This is a genomic window from Sulfurimonas sp. (assembly GCF_050296975.1).
GTDB lineage: Bacteria > Campylobacterota > Campylobacteria > Campylobacterales > Sulfurimonadaceae > Sulfurimonas.
In genome coordinates this window covers 274711-298647 of record NZ_JBNKRX010000023.1, presented here as the reverse complement: position 1 = coordinate 298647, position 23937 = coordinate 274711, and the positions used below count along the sequence as shown (strand labels likewise).

The following is a 23937-nucleotide window of genomic DNA, read 5'->3' as shown; positions in this document are numbered from 1 at the left end:
ACCCACTTTCTATAAATGGTATAATTTCAAAAAAAGTTACCAATTTTAGGAAATCAATCTATGCAATTTACCCTCGAAGCTACAAGTGGCAAGGCTCGTGCTGCTACACTTACAACTGCACACTCAACTGTAAAAACTCCCGTGTTTATGCCAGTAGGCACTGTTGGAAGTGTAAAATCTCTCGATGTTCATGATGTTTTAGATATGTTAGGCGCTGAAATCATCTTGGCAAACACTTATCATATGTACTTACGTCCTGGGGATGAAACAGTTAAAAAAATGGGAAAACTTCACGGTTTTACAAAGTATCCAAAAAGTTTTTTAACAGATAGCGGCGGTTTTCAAGCATTTTCACTCTCAGATATGTCAAAACCAAAAGAGGATGGGATCGAGTTTAGAAGCCACATCGATGGAAGCAAACACTTCTTCACTCCTCAAAAAGTGATCGATATTCAGCTCAATCTTGGCTCAGATATCATGATGATCTTAGATGATCTCATCGCTCTGCCAAATACACAAGAACGTATCAAACTTAGCATCGAGCGTACTACAAAATGGGCGCAGGATTCGATCGAGTATTTTCGCTCAAAACAAGCTGAGGGTATCGGCGTAGATCAAAACATATTTGCGATCATCCAAGGGGGAACGGATAAAGCGTACCGTACAAAAAGTGCAACGGAGTTATGTGCCCTGCCTTACGATGGTTTTGCGATCGGTGGGCTTAGTGTGGGGGAAGCCAACCAAGATATGTACGACACAGTTGAGCACACTACGCAGTATATGCCAGAGGATAAACCACGTTACTTGATGGGTGTTGGAACTCCAGAAGATTTGATAGAAAACATTGAACGTGGAATCGATATGTTTGACTGTGTTATGCCAACACGTAATGCTCGTAACGGTACGCTATTTACTTCATTTGGAAAGCTCAACATCAAAGGTGCAGCTTTTAAAGAAGACCCAACCCCAATCGATCCAGAGTGTGAGTGTATAACATGTAAAACATACTCACGTGCATACATCAACCACCTTTTTAGAAGTCGTGAGATCGCTTACTTTAGACTTGCAACTATCCATAATTTACACTACTATTTAAATCTTATGAGGGAAGTGCGTGAAGCGATTTTAGAAGATCGCTTTGCGGAGTACAAAGCGGAGTTTTACGCTAAAAGAAGTTAAATACTTTTAACTTCTCCAAACAACTCTTCAGAGTTATAAAGCGAATCAGAATTGTTCACTGTGTAGCTTTTTGTTGTATCTAACAACACTAAGTTAGCTTTACTTCCTACTTTTATCTTTGCACTATTCGTTGTTAGTTTTAAAAGTGTTTGCATATCAATAAGTCCACTTTTTACAAGTTTTGTGTAGTAGAGTGGCAATGCATCCGCTAACGCTGAACATCCATATGCTGCATCGTCAAACGCTACCTCTTTATTTACAGGTGAGTTTGGTTGATGGAGTGTTGTAAGTGTATCGATCTCGCCATTTTTAAGTAACTCTTGCAACTCTTTCATATCGCTTTTTGAAGCTAACGGTGGGTTTAGTTTTGCGATTGTATTAAAATCTCTACACGACTCATCACAGCGCACTAAATGGTGGATCGAGACTTCACAAGAAACTCTTACACCCTCTTTTTTTGCTTTTGAGATCAGTTGAATACTTCTTGGCGATGCTATAGCTTTAAAAAGTATCTTGATGTCAAAATATCTAGCAATCTCGATCATGCGAGAAACATGCAACACTTCACTAAGCTCTGGAATTCCTGAGAGACCAAGGTTTGAACTTACATCTCCATCTAACATAACACCAGAATTTATCAGAGAGTTATCTTCTGCTTTACAGTAAAGTGTTGTGTCATACATCTTCACATATTCTGCGATCTTAATTGCTATGTTGTTTTTTGCAATAGTACTCATATATGGAGCTGCTGCACCTTTTTTGAGCAAAATTGCAATATTTGAGAGGCTCAAATCATCTTGAAGTGTATTTATCATCAGATCGATTGCTACATCGTCTATATCTTTTATACTGTTTTGTGCATACTCTAAAGCGATAGTGTTATCGATCGGAGGTTGTGTGTTTGGGTTAATGATTATACGCCCTACACCACCGCTTTTTGCTTCATCGGCAATGGCATGAATAGTTTTTGCATTTAGTGTTGCATCTAGTAAACTTATATTTTTATCTTCTAACGATGGGATAAGATACGAGCCTTTTGCATCAATGATTTCATCATCTACCAAGGTGTTACCAAGTTCAACGATCACACCATCTTCGATCTTTACATCACACTCTTTTACGCCATCAACATCGCATACTATTGCATTTGTTATAACCATCTCATATAACCTTCTGATATAATTACGACATTATAAATAAAAAAGGCTTAAGAGGTGTTTGTCTATGAAACTTTTAGTATCTGCTCTTGAACACTCAGCAAATGTGCACCTAACTTCACTCAAAAAAGAGTTGGGGGATGATGTTGAGTTTATCGGTATTTTCGATAAAAACTTAGGAGACCCGATCATTGACTTACAATCACTAGCTATCATGGGATTAGTTGATGCCATAAAAAAACTTCGCTTTTTTTTCAAACTTGCAGATGAGATGGTAGAATTATCACGTGATGCAGACAAAGTACTTTTGATTGACTCATCAGGTTTTCATCTACCACTCGCTAAAAAGATCAAAAAAAAGTACCCAGACAAAGAGATCATCTACTACATCTTGCCACAAGCTTGGGCGTGGAAGAAAAAACGTATACCTGTTTTAGCTAGGACGATCGATAAACTCGCTTCCATCTTACCATTTGAACCATCGTATTATCCAAAAGAGGCAAATATTGAGTATGTTGGACATCCACTCCTTGATCAAATAACAGTTTTCAAAGAGAGTTTAAATGAAACTATAAATTCTGTTGCTTACTTACCAGGAAGCAGAAAAAGTGAAATAAAACGTTTAATGCCTGTATTTCGAGAACTCATCAACACTTTAAATGTTGATGCAACAATCGTAATTCCAAAACATTTTTCAGATCAAGAAGTACAAGAACTTTATGGCGATCTAGAGGGGATAAATATCTCTCACGATACTCACAAAACACTTTACGATGTTGATTTTGCATTTATATGTAGTGGAACTGCAACACTTGAAGCTTCACTCATTGGCACACCTTTTATACTTGCTTATAAAGCGAAATCACTTGATTATTTCATAGGAAGTCGTCTTGTAAAACTTTATTATGTAGGACTTGGAAACATTTTGCTAAAAAAATACAATGGCACTACACTTCATCCAGAATTTTTACAAGATACAGTGACAAAAGCAAACTTACTCGAAAGTTTTTACAACTATAATAGAGACAATTTTTTACAAAACTCAGCTCTTTTAAGGGAGTATTTACAACATGGTTCTGCTTCAAGAGTAGCACAACTTATAAAAGAGTAACACAATCCCTACACAAATATGTGATATACTTTTTTTCAAATTTAGCCAATTAGGATATATATGAACTTTTTTTTAAAATTTTTACTTATTTTACTCTTCTCTTTTAGCTTCGCTTTTTCAGCAGATTTTTTGATGCCAGATCAAGCTTTTCAACCCTATGCAAAAGTAAATGACAATGCCCAAATAGTTACAGGGATAAAACTAGGCAAAGAGATATATGTTTATGATGCGCAACTTAAAATAGAGATCATCAATCCAAAAGATGTCTCGATCAAAGATATTCAAAAACCAACACCAGTTGAGCATATGGGGGATATGGTTTATCTTAAATCACCTGAGTTTATTGTAACATTACAAGATTCTGGAGATGCTGGAGTAAAAAATATTAAACTAAAACTCTCCTATCAGGGGTGTTCTGAGCAGGGTTTATGTTATGAGCCATTAAGTAAAGAGTTTGACTTGGAAGTTGATACTTCTAAACTCTTAGCAACAACCCCAAAAACATTGGAAGTCCTAGCACCTATTAAAGTAGAAAACGTTGAAAAAGAAAAATCAGAAACTGATCTTATCTCAGATACGATCAAAAACAGCGGATTTTTAGTTATCATCGCTACTTTTTTTGTTTTTGGAATCCTCCTTTCACTTACACCTTGTGTATTTCCTATGATCCCTATCATCTCTGGTGTAATTATCTCTCAAGGTGAAGGTCTTACAACCAAAAAAGCATTTGCACTCTCTGTTGTGTATGTTCTAGCAATGGCAGTTGCATATACAATAGCGGGAGTTTTAGCAGGTCTATTTGGCTCAAATCTTCAAGCAGCTCTGCAAACTCCATGGGTCGTTTACTCATTTGCTGGAATTTTTGTAGCTTTGGCACTCTCAATGTTTGGATTTTATGAGTTAAAACTCCCAGATGCAATCGTTTCACGTGCAAGTCAAAACTCATCTAAAAGTGGTTTTATCGGTGTTGCAATTATGGGATTTCTCTCTGCACTCATAGTAGGTCCTTGTGTAGCTGCTCCACTTGCAGGTGCACTTGTTTACATTGGACAAACTGGAGATGCACTTCTTGGTGCAGTAGCACTTTTTAGTATGAGTATTGGGATGGGATTACCGCTTATTTTAGTAGGGGTTAGTGCTGGAAAATTTATGCCTAAACCTGGTGCTTGGATGACAATGGTCAATGCTATCTTTGGTGTGCTTATGCTTGGTGTTGCAATCTGGATGCTTGATAAAGTAGTATCTAGTGAAGTAACGGCCCTGCTTTACTCGATTTTGGGTATCGGGTTTGCTATCTATTTTGGTGCATTTGATAAAGAGAGCCATGTACTTAAAAGAACAGTTGCTTTTATAGTATTCATCTATTCACTAGCACTTTTTGCAGGTTTTTTAGCAGGTAAACCAAGTATGACTGAGCCTCTTGGTTTTTTAGTCTCAAAAGCATCGACTACACAAACTACTTCTCAAGAAGAACTAAAATTTGAAGTAGTCACATCCATCAAGCAACTTGACGCGGTTTTAGAGAGAAACAACGGCAAAAAAATTATGCTAGATTTCTCTGCTGATTGGTGTACTGCTTGTAAAGAGTTTGATGAAGTAACTTTTCAAGATAGTGCAGTTATGACAAAACTAAAAGAGTTTGTACTCATTCGTGCAGATGTTACTGCAAATGATGAAGCTGCAAAGGCGTTAAGTAAAAAATATGGTGTTTTTGGACCACCAGTTATCATCTTTTTCGATCAAGAACTTCAGCCTCTCAAAGCTAAAACTGTTGTTGGTTTTACAGAACCACAAAAATTTTTAGAACATCTTAATACACTATAAGTCAGGAAAAAATGATAGATTTAGATACTGAAATTTGTATATGTAACTCTTTGAATGTCAAGGATATTGCAGAGTGTATTAAAAAAAACAACTTTCAAACTTTACAAGAGATTTTAGACAATGAAGATTGCCCAATGGGCAATAAATGTGAAGCGTGTCACGATGAGGGATTTAACAACGATGGTTTGAATATCCCTCTTGTGCTTTCGATGGTAAAACAGGGCAAGATATAGGTAACTTAATCTTAAATATTGTTCTTATATCTTCTGTCTCAACAGTGATTGTTCCAGAAAATTGTTTCTCAATAATCATTTGAGACATATATAATCCAAGCCCTGTTCCATTTTTCCCTTTTGTACTAAAATATGGTTCAAATAGTCTCTCTAAATTCTCTTTTTTTATCCCACCAGCGAAATCTTCTATAGTTATAATATACATATTGTTTTGATTTCTGAGTGAAATATTTATCTTTTTATTTGTTGAAGTTGAGTTTTTATATGCGTCAATTGCATTATTTAAAATATTTAACAGCACTTGTACTAATTCATTAACATATACCTGCATAGTTATATCATCATATATATCAACATGGATATCAATATTGCCAACTCTTGGTTTTATCAAATTGATAGCTTTATGGATAAGTTCTTCCAAAGCCACATCAACACACTCTTTGTCTTTACGAAAGTATGTTTTAAAATCATCAATAGTTTCTGAGAGATACATAATCGCAGAGTTAATCTCCTCAAAAGTTTTTTCCATCTCCTCTTTATCTATCTTTACTTCTAAAAGGTTTTTGAGCTGTAAATTTGCTATCTGGAGCGTGATATTATTGAGTGGCTGTCTCCACTGATGTGCGATCATAGAGATCATTTCACCCATAACTGCTTGTTTTGATTGCGATGTTAATATCTCATCTTTTTCAATTAACTCTTCAACTTTTTCCTGCACACTTTTTTCTAGAGAGTGATTGTATTCTATGAGTTTTTTTGTTTGGAGTTTCACTTTACTTTCTAGGTTTTTATTAAAAAGTTTCAATTTTCTTTGGTAATAAAACATTATAAGTAAAATCGATCCCATAAAAAATGCTATCTTCCAAACAAGCATATAGTCTATCGTTTGTTGGTATCTCGTTATTCTCCACTCGTTTAAGATATTTTCTATTCTCTCTTTAGATATTTTTTTTAGACTTTTTTCGATGATGTTATAGAGAACAGGATCATTTTTTTGCACACCGATACTGATTTGAAGTGGAGACTCTTTGGCTAAAAATCCATTTATCTTTAACTCACCATACCCATATTTATCGATTATATAATCTGCTTGATAATCGAGTGAAGCGATTGCATAAATTTTAGATGATTTTACCATTGTTACCATTTTATTTTTATTTGGTTCAGCGACAATATGAAGATATGGATACAATGATAAAAGATGTTGTTTATATAACTCTTTTTGTACAACAATAATCTCGTTTTTCAACTTATCCAAACTGCTAACAAAAGATTTATCAAGTTTACTAATCAATGTAAAATGAAAACTTGTGACAGGTGTCGTTTGTTTAAGCATAGAATATTGTGTTGCACTCTTTTCATATATCGAAAGAATTTGACATTCATTATCTTCAAGCTTATTTTCTAAATCTTTTTCATAACTCACATAGATAGGTTCAAAACTTAACGATGTTGTTTGAGATATATCATTAAAAATGTCAGACATAATCCCTGTCATTTTTCCATTTTTCATCCCATCAATTGGAAACTGATCATGTTTTATACAAACATTGACAACAGAATGTTTTTTAACATACCTCTTTTCCTCTTCTGAGAACAATAAAGTTTTATCAATATACTCATAATTAAATATAAAATCATCTAACTCTTTTGATGGATTGAGGCTATATTGTTTTTTAAAAAAAGCCATTTGCTTATTTAAAAAGTTTTTATCTACAGCACCTATATCATAAGTGTATGGAAGTATCAGTTTTTTAACCCCTTTTGCCTCATAGCGTAAGTCGTTTTTTGATATATACGGTGCATATTTTTTATGGATAATATCTATAATCTCATCTTCATGTTCTAAAGCGTACTGCCACCCTTTGATCGAAGCATTCCTAAAGTTTATCACTCTTGTAGGATGATTTTGTGTTTCAAACTTAGAAGTAAATAGCTCCATTTGTAAAACATAAAGATTATCATTACTTGGGTCTAAAATATTGTACTTGATACCTCTATGATTTAATTGATGAACTTGATCAGAGATAAAAGCTGTCATACCATCAACTTTTCCATTGACAAAATCATCTATAGAATATGTATGGTTTGTTAAAAACATCTCATCTACATTGACATTGACATTATAACTGTCTAAAAAAGGTTTAAAATTAAGTACAAAATCCTCTTTTGTTGATGACATGATTTTTTTCCCAACCAAATCTTGTGGCGATTGAATAGTTGGTTTAACAATTAAAACTAAAGCTGCACGTTTAAAAAAAGATGCAACAAGTTTAAGAGGTTTTCCTTTAAGATAATCTATAAGCGTAGATGAATTGTAGATTCCATATGTTGAGATTCCATTTAAAACATCTTTTTCTATATTTGTCCCTGTTTTGTACTCTTTTAACTCAACATCAAGCCCAACATCTTCATAAAAACCTTTCTCTTTGGCTGCAATAAACCCTGCAAACTCAAACTGATATTTCCAATGTAACTGTAAAGATACTTCATCAAGCTTTTTTGGCTCTATTGTTTGTGCATTTAAAGAGAAAAAAAATACAAAAAGTATTAGAAGGTACTTCATTCCTGTGTTAAACCTTTTAATACATCTTCAAAACTACCCTCTATAATCTCTTTTACAGAACAAGCTATCATAAGATTGATTGGATGATCAAAATCTTCAATCAATCTTTCATATTTATCAACTTCATACCCTTCTCTTTGAAACTTCTCTGAGTGCTCAAAGGTATCGATATAATTGTTTGTATTTTCCATATACCCATACACTTCTTTTCCTAATGCACTTGCATATCCACATTCCCAAACAGTTCCACTATCAGCCTCTTTTCCTCGAAACTGATTTAGATTTGCTATCACTATATCAGCTTTTTCAATCATCGCTACATTAGCATCAAATATATCTTTTGCAATTTTATGTTTTTCTTGTGAAAAATCTACAACATTATCAAGCGGATACAACCCCTCATAACCATACTCTTTACATAATGCGACTAATTGTTTTCCAATCTCTATTGAATCTTGTTCAAATACATCTGGTCCAGCGATATACACTTTTTTCATAGAAAATCCCATAATAAAATATTTTTTTTTCTGTAATTGTATCAAACTAAAATAACTATTCGTTTAAGCACAAAATTAGCCTCTTTATCATACTCTACAAAAAACCAAAGAGAGTTTTCATGGCAAATAGATTACAAAACGAAGATTCCCCCTATCTGCAACAACATAAAAATAACCCTGTAGATTGGTGGCCATGGTGTGATGAAGCATTTCTTAAAGCTAAAAAAGAGAATAAAGCGATTTTTATAAGTATCGGTTATTCGTCATGTCATTGGTGTCATGTGATGGAAGAGAAAGTTTTTGAAAACCAAGAATGTGCAGATATACTCAACGAAGGTTTTATCTCGATCAAAGTTGATCGTGAAGAGCGACCAGATATAGATAAACATTACCAAGAAGTGTATCAACTATTAAATCGTCACGCTGGTGGATGGCCAACTTCTATCTTTTGTACACCTCGAAATAAACCCTTTTTTGCAGCTACTTATATCCCACCAGAGACTACAGCTGGGAGTATAGAGGGGATGGGCTTTAAAGAACTTACATCACTTATCGCACAAAAGATTGGGGAAGATGACCCACAACTCTATAAAAATGCCGATGAGATTGAAGGCTTTATCTCCTCTGTTTCACATCCTAAAGAAGCGACTATTTTAAAAGAGGATTTTTATAAAACATTTATTGGACAGGTTAAAAGCAATTATCAACCTGATTATGGAGGTTTTTCAGTACAGCCAAAGTTTCCTCATGCTTCAACTATAAAAGCTCTCCAAATCATAGATAATATTTATCAAGATAGGGCAATCAAACCTATGATAACAAATACTCTCAATCAGATGAAAAAAGGTGGAATGTACGATTTGGTTGATGGTGGTTTTTGCCGTTACTCTGTAGATGAGCAATGGTTAGTACCGCACTTTGAAAAGATGTTATATGATAACGCCCTACTTTGCTCAAACTATATAGATGCTTATTTGACATATACAGATAAAAGTTATTTACAAACCGCTAAAGAAATTGCTGATTTTTGGTTTAATTTTATGAGTGAGAATAATCTTTTTTATAGTGCTAGTGATGCAGATAGTGAAGGTGAAGAGGGAACATATTTCATCTATACCTACGAAGAGATATATGATCTTCTTTCTCAAAAAGGATACAACGATCCAAAATCTATGTGTAAAGAGATGAATGTATCTAAACATGGAAATTTTGAAGGTAAAAATATTATTCGTTTTGATGATAGAATACCAACATGGTTTAGTGATGTAAAGCCCATTTTACAAGCTATACGTGCAAAAAGAGCTTACCCATTTATAGATAAGAAGATACAAACATCTTGGTCTTCAATGATGATAACTTCATTTTTTCAACTCGCAATGATTGACAATAGTTATTTGCAAAAAGCGATCAATACTCTTGATGCACTTCTAGCAAAAATGTTTATCAATGATACTCTTTATCATACATCTTTACCAGATAAGACTCCAAAAGTTAAAGCTTTCTTGGAGGACTATGCCTTTTTTGCAAAAGCACTCCTAAGTGGATATAAAACAACACAAAATGATCTTTACCTCATACAAGCACAAAAAATGGCGAACAAAGCTTTAGAAAACTTTTACGATCGAGGTATGTGGAACTTTAGTGTAGGTGAGTTTAAAACAAAAGCAGAAGTTACAGATAATACTTATACAAGTAGTGTAAGTATCATGGTGGATGTACTTCTAACATTAGGCTCTTTGTTAGAAGATGAAAAATATATTCACTTTGCTTTTAAAACAATGGAGTATAACTCTTATGACCTGCTTCGCCGTCCAATCTATTACCCCTATTTGCTCACACAAACTTTACGTTATTTAAAAGGGGATCGAATAATTAAATCAAGTCTTCAAAATTTACAAAACAATAGTTATGATCTTGAAGCACTAAAATATCCATTTACACTTTTAAAATCGAGTGAAGATAAAGGTTTTATGGTATGCGGAGAAAAAAGCTGTTTTGCAAATACAGATGATTTAAAAGAGTTAAACAAACTTATAGAAAATAGTTTATAGGGAGAGTGATTATGGGTAAAAAGAACATGGTTGCAGATGAGTTTGTTGATGGTTCTATCATCGAAGAAATTGTACATGAAGATAGACGAAAAAAATGTTTAAAACCACCAAAACATGAAAAAAGAAAAGGAAAAAGCAGAGTCTCTGTATGGATTAAAAAAGAAGTTTTAGAGTACGAAAATAAGCTCAAAAAACTTCAAATAGAGCTCTTAAAAATGCAAAACTATATCAAAGATACGGGACAGAAAGTTTTAATGATTTTTGAAGGACGTGATGCAGCTGGAAAAGGTGGTACAATTAAACGTATTACGGAGCATCTGAACCCCCGTGGTGCTAGAGTAGTAGCCCTTGATAAACCAAGTGACACTGAAAAAACACAATGGTATTTTCAACGCTATGTACACCATTTGCCATCTGCTGGTGAAATAGTATTATTTGATAGAAGCTGGTATAACCGTGCAGGTGTTGAGCCAGTTATGGAGTTTTGTACACCAGAGGAACATCAAGAGTTTTTACAAGAAGTTCCTGAGTTTGAAAAGATGCTTGTTAACTCTAATATCCGTATATTTAAATTTTATTTTTCTGTTTCTAAAGAGGAACAAAAAAAACGTTTTGACAGAAGAAAAACCGATCCACTCAAACAATACAAACTTTCCCCTGTTGATGCACAATCACAAGGACTTTGGGATCAATATACCATAGCAAAATACTCTATGTTACTCGCATCTCATACTGAACATTCTCCTTGGACAGTGATTCGATCTGATAATAAGAAAAAAGCACGAATCAATACGATTAAGCACATTTTGAATAACTTTGATTATCCAAATAAAATTGATGCCAAAGAGCTTATAGAAGATGATGATATCAGACTCGTTGCAACTAATGAGATAAAAATCATGGAAACAGAAATGACTCTACAAAAAAATAAAAAATAAGCTATAATAACTATTTTTAAATGGGGTACATATGGTAAAAGATCTTGGTAAGTATATTTTTATGATAGAACTTGGAATAAAGTACATTTATATCTTCAAAAAAACATTTTTCCATCCCTTTATAGCACAAAAATATGCTTATGAAGAACTCTCAAAATCAAGACAAGACTACTCAAATATAGTTTTAGAATTCTTAAATATTGAGGTAGAAATTGACGGTCAGATTCCACAAGAAAATAAGATTCTTTATGCAATCAATCATAGATCACTTCTAGATATTATGGTGATGGAGCATATCTTTTCAAAACATAATAAAAACGGAACATGGATAGCAAAACAAGAGCTATTTGATAGTTTTTATGGAAAGTTTTTTGAATATAGTGGCTGTATCAGCGTAGATTTAGAGACAAAAAAAGGACTTATTAGTTTTTTTAAATCTATTAAAAACACTTTTTCAAAAGTTGATAATATGAATCTTTATATTTTTCCTGAAGGAGAGCGATATAAAAAAGAGGGGATAAAAGAATTTCAAAGTGGTGCAGAAAAAATTGCAAAAGCAAATAACTTAAAAGTTGTCCCTGTGTTTATAAACGATCAACTAGAACGTGTTTTTAAAGGCGCACCTTACAAAGAAACTTACAAAATCAAAGTTCATATTGGTGAGGTGGATGAACATCATAACCTAGAAGAAAAATACCTCTCACACTATACACAATCACTTCAAAAAGGCGAATAAAATATGAAACTTGGGGTAAATATAGATCATGTTGCAGTACTTCGTGAAGCTAGAGAAGTAAATGATCCAGATATTCTACAAGCTCTCTATGTAGCATGTCAAAGCGGTGCTGATCAAATCACTATTCATTTGCGAGAAGATAGACGCCACATCCAAGATATTGATGTCAAAAATATTGTGATGCTTTCAAAAGTACCTGTAAATTTAGAGTGTGCAATCGATAAAGATATTATAGAGATTGTATGTCAAAACAAACCACATCGTGCAACTTTAGTTCCAGAAAAACGCCATGAAATTACAACTGAAGGTGGTTTAGAACTTTATAATCATAGTGAAGATATAAAAACAGCTATTGCAAAACTAAACGCTTCTGAGATTCCTGTTTCACTTTTTGTTGATCCAAGCATAGAGACTATGGAAAAGTCAAAAGAGCTTGGTGCACAAATGGTTGAGCTCCATACTGGACATTTTGCAAACCTTTTTGCAATGCTGAACTCTTCACTTCCTTACTCTAACCACTCTATAAAAGATTTAGAGCTCTCTCGACAAACATTAGAACAGGAATTAGCTAATGAGATCGAGAAGATTAAAACAGCAGCGAAACATGCAGTTGGGCTTGGCTTAGAAGTAGCTGCTGGACATGGACTTAACTACCATAATGTATATAAGATGGTAAAAATCTCCGAAATTATAGAGTTAAATATTGGGCAAAGCATTGTAGCTCGTAGTGTTTTTACAGGACTACAGAGTGCTGTAAAAGAGATGAAAAAGCTCACTACTAGAAGATGAAACAAAAAATTGCTATTAGCATAGGCGATCTAAACGGTGTAGGTTTAGAGATCGCTTTAAAATCACATGATGAAGTCTCAAAACTCTGTTCCCCTATCTATTGTATAAACTACACGATGCTTCATCAAGGTGCAAAACTTTTAAACTTTGAACTGCCAGATAATCTACAACTCCATGAAGTTACTGGAGAGTTTGAAATTGAAGCAGGAAAAGTTAGTTATGAGAGTGGATTATACTCATACAACTCCTTTGTGGAAGCTATAAAACTGTGCGAGATAAAACAAGCTGATGCAGTAGTAACTATGCCTATACATAAAGAAGCATGGAAGTTAGCTGGGCTTGATTTTGTAGGGCATACCGATCTGCTTCGTAAATATTTTAACCAAGATGCCATTATGATGCTTGGATCTCCTGCGATGTTTGTAGCCTTATTTACTGAACATATACCACTCAAAGAAGTGTCATCTCATGTTACATTTGAAAAAGTTGCAAATTTTTTATTTGATTTGCATAAAAGTTTAGGTGATAAACAAGTAGCAGTTTTAGGGTTAAATCCACATGCTGGAGATAATGGTGTTTTAGGTAATGAGGAACGGGAGATCGAAAAAGCAATTACACATGTAAATAAAACCATAGGAAAAGAACTATTTCATGGTGCAGTTGTACCTGATATCGCTTTTACCCCCTCATTTAGAGAGAACTTTAACTACTACGTAGCGATGTACCACGACCAAGGTTTAGCACCACTTAAAGCACTTTACTTTGATGAAAGCGTCAACATTTCTCTAAATCTCCCTATTATACGTACCTCAGTAGACCACGGTACAGCCTTTGATATCGCCTACAAAGGTGACGCAAAAAATCTGAGTTATCTCAATGGAATAAAATCTGCATTAAATTTTATAAATAATTAAATAAGTAGAAGATATACTTAAGCATTAGAGGTTATAATTTTAGCGTCTATAAAGGATAATTTTTATCCTTTAATATTTTTTACTGGAGTTAATTATGAAAAAAATAATCTTATTTTCTGTGGCAGTTGTAAGTTCTTTAATGGCAAACAATGTAACAAAAGAAGCAAAAGATGCTGGTTTAGCACCTATACCAAACGATAAAAAAGCGTTAATGAAACTCATTGACAATCCTAAGAATCCTATTACTGATGCAAAAGTAGAACTTGGGAAAAAACTCTACTTCGATCCAAGGCTTTCAAAAAGTGGATTTATCTCATGTAATTCATGTCACAATCTAAGTGAAGGTGGTGATGATGGACTAGAGGCTGCTGTTGGTCATATGTGGACAGTAAATCCACACCACTTAAACTCTCCAACTGTGTATAACTCTGTGTTTAACTCTATTCAGTTTTGGGATGGAAGAAGTCCACACCTAGAAGATCAAGCACAAGGGCCTATGCAAGCAGCACCAGAAATGGCAGCTACAAAACAACATGTTGCAGATGTTGTCTCTTCTATGCCAGAGTACGTAGAAGCATTCAAAAGCATTTACGGAAAAGATGTAAAGATCGATATCGTAAAAGTTGCAGATACCATTGGTGTATTTGAGAGAACTTTAGTGACACCATCAAGATTTGATGACTTTTTAAATGGAAATGACAAAGCACTTACAAAAGCTGAACAAAAAGGTTTACAAACATTTATTCAAGTTGGCTGTACAGGATGTCATACAGGTGTAGGTATTGGTGGAGATTTAAATGGTTTTAACGTTGTGAATACTTACAAATACAATGATGTAGGTGATTTTAAAGGTGATGCTAACGGACTTGTAAGAGTTCCAACACTAAGAAATATTACACAAACTGCGCCATATTTTCATAATGGTATGATTAAAACACTTCCAGCAGCGATTAAAGAGATGGGACGTGTACAACTTGGAGCTGATTTAACAGATACACAAGTAAGTGAGATTGAAACTTTCTTAAAATCTTTAGATGGTAGAAAACCTGCTATCTCTTTACCAATGTTGCCAGCTTCTACTGCTGCAACACCACTTCCTGATTTAAAATAATCAGATCAACTAAAAGAGCACAAAGCTCTTTTAGTATTACTTCTTTTTAAAAATTAAAAGTGTTTTATCCTCTGTATCATAGAGTGAAAATGTTTGTTTATCTACTAATTTTAGTGAAGTAAGATTTTGAAAGAATTTTATTTTATGAAAATATTGCACAATCGTATCTTGGTACTTTGTATAGTTTCCATCTTCATTTTTCTCAAATAATGTGAATGTTGTGTGAAGTTCATTGTCTTCAAAAACAGCATCTACACTTAAAAATTCTTTTTCACTATCATTACTCATAGTACCTTCAGCTACATCACTAAAACCATACAAAGTATTGATATCTGCTATAAAAATTCCATCATCATTTAACTTATCTGCAATTGCATCTAAAAACTTTGTAAGTGCATCTTTATCCATAAAATTAAGTACATCAAAGATGCTTACAACTGCATCGTAAGTTCCATCTACTTCACTTACATCTAAACACTGAGCATCCAAGCCTTGTGCCCTGCACTCATCTATCATTACAGAGCTAAGATCAACACCTTGACATTTTACTCCGTCACTTTTCATACGACGCATAAAACCACCACGTCCACAACCAACATCAAGTAAAGTTTTTACCTTATAATCTTCAAGTTCTGATCTATAAAGATCATACATTGCTTCTGTCGCTTCTTCGATCCCCAAAAGATGTTCAGCTTTTGCATAGAGATCAAGGTTAGTCATTTTGCTCCGCTTTGATAACCTCGTTAATCTTCTCATATATATCTAACACTTCATCTTTTTTAGCGATATACGAGTTTTTGTTTGCAATCAGATATGTTGAACTAGTCATAATGTCTTGTACAACTTCCAAACCATTTTGTTTCATCGTAGTACCAGTTTCAACAATATCTACAATCATATCAGCAAGACCTATTAACGGTGCTAATTCTATTGAGCCATAAAGTTTAATAATCTCAACACTCACAGCTCGCTCTTCAAAGTATTTTTTTGTAATATTTACCATTTTTGATGCAACTTTTAGCTCAGGTTTACTAAGGTCAAGTTTTTCACCTTTTTTCATCCCAATAGCTACTTTACACACACCACGTTTTAAATCTAATAGACGAACAACATCTAACCCCTGCTCTTCCAAAGTATCAAGCCCTACTACACCAATATCTGCTGCTTGATGATACACATATGTTGCTACATCTTGGTTTCTTACAAGTAAAAAGCGAAACTTTGGCGTCTCTAAAATAAGCTTTCTATCATCAAACTTGAAACTATCTCCAAAAATAGTCTCAAAAATCTCTAGTGTTTCTTGTGCTATACGCCCTTTTGGAAGTGCAACTGTTAGCATAAATTTGCCTTTGTTATAATCTTTTTCATCCCTTTAAATAGCAACTCTTGGTCAAGTTGTGCATCGGGAAATATTTTTTTAAACTCTAATGCATCTCCACCAGTCAAAATAATAGGTAAATTTTTACTTTTTATCTCATCTACAAATGGTTTGAGATACCCATAACTGATTGCATCTTGTGAATTTTTTGGCATTTTACCTAAATCTAGCTCAAAGTTAAATGAGTAATCAAGTGCAGATGAGATATTTTTATAACACTGCGCCATTGCATTCATCCCTGGATAGATAAAACCACCCTCAAAACCACCCTCTTTTACGACATCAACAGTGATAGCACTTCCAGCATCTATGATAACACCGTTTTTTATAGTTTCAATCGCCACTATGCGATCTATCCCCATAGTTTCATAAAATTGTTTTCGATCAATAAAACGCTCTAAATCAATCCAGTTCGTTAAGTTGTGAAGTTTTTGTTTAAGTGTGTGATTTACAGAGATATAAAAAGTTTGTTCTGCGATAGATTGTGGGTTAAACTCATCCACAGAATATCTGAAATCTTGTGTACCATTATAAAAATGGTACGAAGTATTGCCTATATCACAAAGAAGCATTACTGGATTTTCCAGCCTACTTCTTTAAAAGCTTTTTGTGCTTTTAAACATAAAGGTGCATCGATGAAAAGTATTTTCTGCTTAAAATTATGTTCACAAAAAAGTGTCAGTTTTGAGTATATTTCTTCAAATTTATGAACATCTTTCATTAATAATCTACTTTTTTGACTCACCGCAAAAACAGCCCAATAGTAACCATTTATATCAGTTGCTACAAATATTTTAATCTTATTTCTAATCCCTAACTCTTTAGGATTAATTTCTCGCATCTTTTTAAATATTTTTCCCTTTGTTCTAAGGGAATCAACAACCATTTGCATATCTATAATATACCTTTATTCAATTCCAAGTTCAGCAAAAAGCTTTTCAAAAAATACACTCATCTCAAAAAGTTCATTTTTCAATGTTCCAAATGCTTTATCTTCTATAGCCCACTCTTCAATTCTTTTAACACTATCTGCTTTTTGACTTTCATCAAGCATATCTGTGGTTGAGATATCCTCTTTAATCTTTTCTAAATGATCTTTTAGTTTATGACTCATAGGTTTTCCTTAATAATAATCGTACTGACCAGCTTCTACGTCAGTTTTAATTTTATCTAATTGTTCTTGAATCATATCAAGAATAACCTTTGCCGCCTCTTTATCATTAGCTTCTGGAACATTCCAGTCAGTAAATTTCATATTTGCTTGAAACAACATATCTACTTCTGCTTGGATCTCTGCTTTTCTTGAGATCAAATCTTTTACAACTGCATCCATTTCCTATCCTTTCATACAAGCTTGAATACCATTGTACTACTTTTTTTTAAGAAACTTACAGATTATTCATAAAATTTGGATAGATTTTCTTGATTATAAAGTATATTTTACAAGCTATACAAAAACCAAAAAATACATCTAGTAAAGAACATGATAGAAATATCACCGCTACAATTACAGAAGCTTCCCATAAGTCTAAATAGTGTGTCACTATTAATAAAAGTACAAAAAACAAACCAAAAAAACCTGCCAATCTTTTTGCACCACCATCAACTAAATGATTTTTAATTTTAAATACTCCTTTTAAAAACTCCGCTAACATACTTATAGGAGAAATCCCACGATTTAAAAAAAGTTTCATCACAAAATCAAAAGTGAGAAAGTATAAAATAAATACATTAGTTGTATACAGATACAATCCAACTAATGCTGCAACAAATAACGCTGAAAACCGAGTAACATTTGCATCTACTCTTTCAAAATTTAATGGACAAACTGCTGACATTTACGACCCTTTTACAAACTAATTATCAAATTTTAATCACATTTCCTTAAACTTTAACTATATTTTTTTCTTATATTTGTTCTTTATAATTTCATAAATTCCAGATGCCTTTTTGTATAATCTAAGAATATATATGTTATAATTTATAGTTAAATTACACTTACGAAATTGACAACAAGGAAAATAAATGAAAAAAATAGTTAGTGCTCTTTTTCTACCACTATTTTTATCTGCATCTAACGCTCCATTGACACTTAATGAAGCATTAGAAATATTAAAAAACAACAATTTAGAGATTAAAGCCGCCTCTTTAGAGGTCAAAAGTGCCCAAGAAGATGTAGATCAAACCTCTGGTCTAAACTGGGGTAAGCTAGATTTTACACAAGATATAGCAAAATCAAATGATGCTGGAATGGTATTTGGTTTTAAACTTACATCTCGTGAAGCAAATTTTGGTGATTTTGGTTTTTCAGATTTTAGTCTAACAAATCCAGATATCTTAACAGTAGAACCAGAAGATCTAAACTATCCAGATGCAAGAAACTTCTTTCAGTCAAAACTTAAATATGAACTCCCTTTATTTACGGGGTTTGCAATAACTAGTTATGAAAATATCATGAAAGAGGTTAAAAACATTAAATCTCTTGATAAAGAAAAAACTTTAAATGAAAAAGTATTTCAACTTAAAAAGAGTTATTATGATATGGCTTTATTAGAGTCATCAATTACAAATATGCAAAAGATACTGTCAAATATTGATGCACTTGAAAATACTACAAAAACGATGATTAATGTAGGGTATGCAAAAAAAGTTGACCTCCTTGAAGTAAAAGCTAAAAAAGGGAATGTTGAGCGTTTACTTGTGCAAATGAAAGCGAATGAGGAACTACTTTACCACTATATTAGTTTTTTACTTAACGAAAAAGTTGAACTCATTGAACTCCCAACAACTGAGATCAAAGAACCAAATTTTAGCGATGACACTGTATTAGAGCGAAATTTGGATATACAAAAAGCAACAACTGCTTTAGAGATTAAAGCAAGTATGCTAAAAGCAAGTCAAGCAAACTATTATCCAACTTTAGGAGCATTTGGTGAAATTGCAACTGCTGATGATACTTTTTTAGGTGAAGCTAGTGATCATAAAGCCTACACAGTAGGAGCTAGACTCACTTGGAACATCTTTAATGGTGGTATTGATAGTGCAAAAGTTGAAAAAGCTAAAATTGAACAACTAAAAATGCAATCGCAAGTACAACTGGCAAAAAAAGGTATATCCTTGCAATTAGCAAAAATCAAAACTGAGATCAAAAGTGCTAATCAAGAGATCAACTCACTTACAAAAGAGTTAGATTTAGCAAACGCAATCTATAAAAACTATGAAGCAAGATATAAAGAGAAGCTTGTATCTATGAATGATGTTATAATTAAACAATCATCTCAAATAGAAAAGATTTTACAACTTTTAGTAGCAAAAAATAAAAGAAATGAAAAAATCTTTGAACTTGAAAAACTAGCAAACGGAGAAAAATAATGAAAAAAATAATGGCCTTAATCGCGTTAGCAACGGCATTAGTTGCAGAAACTTTAACACTCTCAGGAACTGTTATATCTGACAACCAAAAAATGATTACAAGCCGTTTTATGGGGTTTGTTACAAGTGTTAATGTAAGTGAAGGCGATAGAGTAACAAGAGGTCAAGTACTATATACTATTGATTCGCGTGAGATAGACTCAGCAAAACGTCAAGCTGAACTTTCACTACAAATGTATCAAAATCAATACACAAATGTAGAGATAAATCTAGAGCGCCACAGAAGACTTTTAGAGAAAGATATGGTTTCAAAGTATGAAGTAGAGAACCTTGAACTTGCAGAGAAAAATCTCAAAGATATGATAAATATTGCACAAGCAAGATTACAAGAGGTACAAAACCAATACCAATACTTAAATATAAAAGCACCAAATGCAGGTGTAATTATCTCTAAAAATATTAAAGTTGGAGAGATGGCAATCCCAGGAATGCCTGCAATCATTTTATCTGATTTAAGTAATTTAAAAATTGAGATTGAAGTTGCTGAACAAGATATGAAAAGCATATACGTGGGAAAACAAGTAAAAATCTCTATCCCATCTTTAGAGATTCAAACTCTTGGAAAAATAGCTGCTATTATTCCAAGTTCAAATCCTATGACACATACATTTAAAATCAAAATATCTTTAAATCAAAAAAATAAAAAAATCTATCCAGGTATGTATACAACTGTAGACATTGAGGTGAAATAGCAATGCAAGAAAAAGATCTTAGTAAGATAAAAGTTAGTGATTATGCGGGAAAACTCGCAAAATCTTTTCTTTATAATCCACTTACTGCCGTTCTAGCAGTTTTTTTACTTGCAATTGGATATATCTCTTTAGAGGTTATGCCTCGTGAAGAAGATCCACAGATTGCAATTAGTGGTGGTAGTATTATAGTTCCAGCTCCTGGTCTCTCACCAAAAGAGGTTGAGAAGATTATAGTCCAACCTTTAGAGCAAAAAATTCGTGAGATTAACGGGGTTGAGCATATCTACTCTATGAGTATGGATAATGTTGGTATCATCAATGTAATGTACTATATTGGGCAAAATAGAGAAGCATCAAACTTGAAACTTTACGATAAAGTTATGCAAAATATGGACTCAATGCCAAAAGAGATCATGCAACCTTTAGTAAAACCTTTTGATATTGATATCGATATCCCTATTGTGAACATCGCTTTTTATCAAACAAATAACCAACTAAAATACCCAGAGTTTCTCAAAACTATTGAAGATCTTAAAGTAAAAATTGCACAAATTGACAATGTATCTAAGACTGATCTCAAAGGGGAGCATAAAGAACAATTTAATGTTGATGTTGACCTTAACAAACTCAAAGGTTACCATCTCTCTTTAGGGCAGATTGTTCAAGCAATTAAAGCTATCTCAATGAAAGCTCCTAATGTAGATACAAATACTAAAGAGGATAAACTTGTAGTATTTGGTGTCCAAAATGTGATCGAAAGTGTTGATGATGTTAAAAACATTATGGTTGCACAATATATGGGTTCTCCAATATATCTAAAAGATATTGCTAGTGTAGAAGATGGAATCGATATCGACAATAAACGTTCAGCTAAAATTACACTTAATGATACAAAAGTAAAAAAATCATATTCACAAATAACTCTTAGTGTATCAAAACTTGCTGGTTCAAATGCAGTTTTTGTTGCAGACGATGTAAAAGAGTTACTTGAAAGATATGATGAAAAACTCAAAAAACTAGGTATTAACTATAGAATCACAAGAGATTATGGGAAACGTGCAGATGAGGCAGTAAGTGAACTTGTTGAGCACCTTATTATTACAATTATTATCATTGCTGTAATGCTTGTGTTCTTCCTCGGCTACAAAGAGAGTGCAATTGTTACTTTTACTGTACCGGCAATTCTTGCTGCGACTCTGTTTATCGCATATCTTAGTGGACAAACGATCAATAGAATTACACTCTTTGCTTTCTTGCTCTCTTTAGGTCTACTTGTTGATGCAGCTATTATTGTTATTGAAAATATCCATAGACATCTGCATTCACATGACAGTGAACATAAAGATATTGACACATTAGTTGTAAAAGCTACAGATGAGATTGGAGCACCAACAAATATTGCAACATTAGCAATCATTTTAACAATGGTGCCAATGGCATTTGTTGGTGGTATGATGGGTGCATTTATGAAACCTATTCCACTCAATGTCCCTGTGGCACTTGTTGCATCTTTAATTGTTGCATATATTTTTACACCATATTTAAGCAAAAAACTATTAAAAATAGAGGATGATGGGGCACATCATCACCATGAAGAAAATAAAGGGGGTGCTTAATGCCACACCATCATAAAGGTAAAAGATTTGAGCACTTTATCTTTGATATATTACAAAATAGATCAAAAAAACTAACAGTAATTGGTCTTGTTTTTGCATCATTGTTTATAACTATTATGATGCTTCCTACTGAAATCGTAATGGCTAGAATGCTTCCTGGGAAAAGTTCAAATACCTTTAGTGTTTATGTAAAAACACCTGCTGGTAGTTCTATCTCACAAACACAAGAGGTAGTAAATTGTGTGGAAGATACTCTGAAAGCTGAAAAAGAGGTTATTGATATAGAAAGCTTTATAGGTGAAGGTGCACCACTTGATTATGCTGGTCTTGTAAAAGGGAGTGGTATGAAACAAGGTGAGAGATTTGCAGAGATAGTTGTCAATCTTACTGATAAACATGAACGAGATGAAAAATCTTTTTTAATGGTTCAGCGCCTGAGACCAACTATCAAAAAGTGTGAAGCAAAAGTACCTGATACGGTTATACAAATGATTGAGATGCCTGCAGGTCCTCCAACAATGGCTTCTATCGTTGTAGAGGTATATGGTGATTCAAATACTAAAGTAGCAAATATTGCACATGAAGTTTCAAATGTTTTAACAAAAACAGATGAGATTGTAGATGTAGATGTAATGAGTGAAACACCTTACGACAAATATAAACTAATGCCTATTTCTGAAAAAATTGCTAGGAGTGGATTAAGTGTTGAACAAGTAAATCAAATCCTATATTTAGCTTTTAAAGGGATGGTAGTTGCTGTAAAAAATACAATTGAACTGAACGATCAAGTTGGTATTTTTGTATCACTCAGTAAAGATTCAAAAGATATTAATGAAAACTCTCTGAACTCTTTAAGAGCAAAACTAAGCTCTTTATATCTTATGAATAAAAAAGGGATGATGATCCCTTTAACTGAAGTTGTAAATATTCAAGAGGTACAATCTGATAGAACAATCTATCATAAAGATTTAAGAACTATGATTAATGTTACAGCAGAAACAGATAATCAAAGCCAGGTATACCCTCTTTTAGATGCAAGATCACAAATGATTGAGTACTTTTCTAATAAGGGGTATGAAGTTATTAAAGAAGCAGGGATGTCAACGTTTATGTTTGACTTAACACTCAAAGATAAAAAAACAGGTGAAGAGTATCTACTTCGTTGGGATGGAGAGATGAAGGTTACACTTGATACGTTTAGAGACCTTGGAGCTGCTTTTATCGCTGCTCTTATTCTTATTTTTTTACTGATGGTAATTTACTATAAGTCGTATGCAATTAGTGGAATTATTTTGGGTGGTAGTTTCTTATCTATTATTGGAGTTATTTTAGGGCATTTAGTAGCCGATATCGTAACTGCAGACACTTTCTTTCTTACAGCGACAAGTCTTATTGGATTTATTGCACTTATGGGGATTAGTTCAAGAAACTCTTTATTGCTCGTTGATTTTACAAAAGATCTTATAGCAAACCATCATATAGAGAAAAAACGTGCAATTGCAATTGCAAGTGCAACAAGAGCAAAACCTATTTTATTAACTGCTATAGCAATTATTTTAGGTTCAGCATTACTTGCTAGTGATCCAATCTTTGGGGGACTTGGTGTTGCGCTTATCTCTGGTACTGTTGTAGCAGTAGTTATATCTATTATCTTTGTGCCAATTCTTATGGACAATACAAAAGCTATCTAAATAGATAGCTTTCTTCTCGCTC

The 23937-nt window shown here is 33.3% G+C and carries 24 protein-coding genes; 14 read left to right on the top strand and 10 right to left on the bottom strand.

The features are described from left to right. Positions 1-60: 60 nt before the first annotated feature. Positions 61-1179, top strand: coding sequence for a tRNA guanosine(34) transglycosylase Tgt (tgt, locus tag ACQY56_RS07715; RefSeq protein ID WP_428738737.1), 1119 nt, complete (start codon positions 61-63; stop codon positions 1177-1179). On the opposite strand, the gene ACQY56_RS07710 is transcribed toward tgt, so the two are convergent. After that, positions 1176-2339 carry a dihydroorotase gene (locus ACQY56_RS07710; protein WP_428738736.1) on the bottom strand — a complete coding sequence of 388 codons (1164 nt, stop codon included), beginning with the start codon at positions 2337-2339 and terminating at the stop codon, positions 1176-1178. The genes tgt and ACQY56_RS07710 overlap by 4 nt on opposite strands. Positions 2340-2403: 64 nt before the next feature. Between ACQY56_RS07710 and lpxB the strand changes: the two genes are divergently transcribed. From lpxB to ACQY56_RS07695, 3 genes are read left to right on the top strand one after another with little or no spacing between them, the layout of a single operon-like run. Then, entirely contained in the window at positions 2404-3447 is a 1044-nt protein-coding gene (gene lpxB / locus ACQY56_RS07705; RefSeq protein WP_428738735.1) for a lipid-A-disaccharide synthase, read from the top strand. Positions 3448-3507: 60 nt separating this feature from the next. After that, positions 3508-5271, top strand: a complete 1764-nt coding sequence (dsbD, locus tag ACQY56_RS07700) for a protein-disulfide reductase DsbD (RefSeq protein WP_428738734.1) — start codon at positions 3508-3510, stop codon at positions 5269-5271. An 11-nt stretch (positions 5272-5282) separates the two neighbouring features. Further along, entirely contained in the window at positions 5283-5504 is a 222-nt protein-coding gene (locus tag ACQY56_RS07695; protein ID WP_428738733.1) for a hypothetical protein, read from the top strand. Here ACQY56_RS07695 and ACQY56_RS07690 read toward each other — a convergent pair. Together ACQY56_RS07690 and ACQY56_RS07685 are read right to left on the bottom strand one after the other, a co-directional pair. After that, the gene (locus ACQY56_RS07690) at positions 5443-8070 is read right to left on the bottom strand and encodes an ABC transporter substrate-binding protein (RefSeq protein WP_428738732.1); all 2628 of its coding nucleotides are present in this window, start codon (positions 8068-8070) and stop codon (positions 5443-5445) included. The two genes, ACQY56_RS07695 and ACQY56_RS07690, sit on opposite strands and share 62 nt — an antisense overlap. Then, on the bottom strand, positions 8067-8567 hold the full coding sequence (locus tag ACQY56_RS07685) for a nucleoside 2-deoxyribosyltransferase (protein WP_428738731.1): 501 nt from the start codon (positions 8565-8567) through the stop codon (positions 8067-8069). Before ACQY56_RS07685 ends, ACQY56_RS07690 begins: the two co-directional genes overlap by 4 nt. 119 nt (positions 8568-8686) lie before the next feature. Between ACQY56_RS07685 and ACQY56_RS07680 the strand changes: the two genes are divergently transcribed. The 6 genes from ACQY56_RS07680 to ACQY56_RS07655 all read left to right on the top strand — a co-directional run bounded on the left by ACQY56_RS07680 (position 8687) and on the right by ACQY56_RS07655 (position 15106). Continuing rightward, positions 8687-10618: a thioredoxin domain-containing protein gene (locus tag ACQY56_RS07680; RefSeq protein WP_428738730.1), complete on the top strand. Its 1932-nt coding sequence runs from the start codon at positions 8687-8689 to the stop codon at positions 10616-10618. 11 nt (positions 10619-10629) lie between these two features. Further along, a complete protein-coding gene (gene ppk2 / locus ACQY56_RS07675; protein ID WP_428738729.1) occupies positions 10630-11556 on the top strand; it encodes a polyphosphate kinase 2 in 927 nt (308 codons plus the stop codon). Positions 11557-11587: 31 nt separating this feature from the next. Next, positions 11588-12292 carry a lysophospholipid acyltransferase family protein gene (locus tag ACQY56_RS07670; RefSeq protein ID WP_428738728.1) on the top strand — a complete coding sequence of 235 codons (705 nt, stop codon included), beginning with the start codon at positions 11588-11590 and terminating at the stop codon, positions 12290-12292. 3 nt (positions 12293-12295) lie between these two features. Further along, positions 12296-13081 carry a pyridoxine 5'-phosphate synthase gene (locus ACQY56_RS07665; RefSeq protein ID WP_428738727.1) on the top strand — a complete coding sequence of 262 codons (786 nt, stop codon included), beginning with the start codon at positions 12296-12298 and terminating at the stop codon, positions 13079-13081. After that, positions 13078-13995, top strand: coding sequence for a 4-hydroxythreonine-4-phosphate dehydrogenase (gene pdxA / locus ACQY56_RS07660; RefSeq protein ID WP_428738726.1), 918 nt, complete (start codon positions 13078-13080; stop codon positions 13993-13995). The genes ACQY56_RS07665 and pdxA overlap by 4 nt, the downstream gene beginning before the upstream one ends. Before the next feature lie 94 nt (positions 13996-14089). Continuing rightward, the gene (locus tag ACQY56_RS07655) at positions 14090-15106 is read left to right on the top strand and encodes a cytochrome-c peroxidase (protein ID WP_428738725.1); all 1017 of its coding nucleotides are present in this window, start codon (positions 14090-14092) and stop codon (positions 15104-15106) included. 36 nt (positions 15107-15142) lie between these two features. On the opposite strand, the gene ACQY56_RS07650 is transcribed toward ACQY56_RS07655, so the two are convergent. The 7 genes from ACQY56_RS07650 to ACQY56_RS07620 are packed head-to-tail and all read right to left on the bottom strand — an operon-like array spanning position 15143 to position 18322. Next, positions 15143-15826, bottom strand: coding sequence for an SAM-dependent methyltransferase (locus ACQY56_RS07650; protein WP_428738724.1), 684 nt, complete (start codon positions 15824-15826; stop codon positions 15143-15145). After that, a complete protein-coding gene (hisG, locus tag ACQY56_RS07645; RefSeq protein WP_428738723.1) occupies positions 15819-16445 on the bottom strand; it encodes an ATP phosphoribosyltransferase in 627 nt (208 codons plus the stop codon). Before hisG ends, ACQY56_RS07650 begins: the two co-directional genes overlap by 8 nt. Continuing rightward, positions 16439-17056, bottom strand: coding sequence for a type III pantothenate kinase (locus ACQY56_RS07640; protein WP_428738722.1), 618 nt, complete (start codon positions 17054-17056; stop codon positions 16439-16441). The genes hisG and ACQY56_RS07640 overlap by 7 nt, the downstream gene beginning before the upstream one ends. Continuing rightward, on the bottom strand, positions 17056-17376 hold the full coding sequence (locus tag ACQY56_RS07635) for a hypothetical protein (RefSeq protein ID WP_428738721.1): 321 nt from the start codon (positions 17374-17376) through the stop codon (positions 17056-17058). The genes ACQY56_RS07640 and ACQY56_RS07635 overlap by 1 nt, the downstream gene beginning before the upstream one ends. Before the next feature lie 15 nt (positions 17377-17391). Continuing rightward, positions 17392-17598, bottom strand: a complete 207-nt coding sequence (locus tag ACQY56_RS07630; protein ID WP_428738720.1) for a hypothetical protein — start codon at positions 17596-17598, stop codon at positions 17392-17394. Between the two features lie 9 nt (positions 17599-17607). After that, positions 17608-17817 carry a hypothetical protein gene (locus ACQY56_RS07625; RefSeq protein WP_428738719.1) on the bottom strand — a complete coding sequence of 70 codons (210 nt, stop codon included), beginning with the start codon at positions 17815-17817 and terminating at the stop codon, positions 17608-17610. Between the two features lie 55 nt (positions 17818-17872). Beyond that, positions 17873-18322, bottom strand: coding sequence for a DUF4395 domain-containing protein (locus tag ACQY56_RS07620; protein WP_428738718.1), 450 nt, complete (start codon positions 18320-18322; stop codon positions 17873-17875). A gap of 187 nt (positions 18323-18509) precedes the next feature. On the opposite strand from ACQY56_RS07620, the gene ACQY56_RS07615 reads away from it, so the two are divergent. From ACQY56_RS07615 to ACQY56_RS07600, 4 genes are read left to right on the top strand one after another with little or no spacing between them, the layout of a single operon-like run. Further along, the gene (locus tag ACQY56_RS07615) at positions 18510-19856 is read left to right on the top strand and encodes a TolC family protein (protein WP_428738717.1); all 1347 of its coding nucleotides are present in this window, start codon (positions 18510-18512) and stop codon (positions 19854-19856) included. Beyond that, entirely contained in the window at positions 19856-20608 is a 753-nt protein-coding gene (locus ACQY56_RS07610; RefSeq protein ID WP_428738716.1) for an efflux RND transporter periplasmic adaptor subunit, read from the top strand. Before ACQY56_RS07615 ends, ACQY56_RS07610 begins: the two co-directional genes overlap by 1 nt. Before the next feature lie 2 nt (positions 20609-20610). Beyond that, complete coding sequence (locus tag ACQY56_RS07605) at positions 20611-22224, top strand: efflux RND transporter permease subunit (RefSeq protein WP_428738715.1); 1614 nt, start codon at positions 20611-20613, stop codon at positions 22222-22224. Then, positions 22224-23915, top strand: coding sequence for an efflux RND transporter permease subunit (locus ACQY56_RS07600; RefSeq protein WP_428739624.1), 1692 nt, complete (start codon positions 22224-22226; stop codon positions 23913-23915). The genes ACQY56_RS07605 and ACQY56_RS07600 overlap by 1 nt, the downstream gene beginning before the upstream one ends. Positions 23916-23937 lie beyond the last annotated feature (22 nt).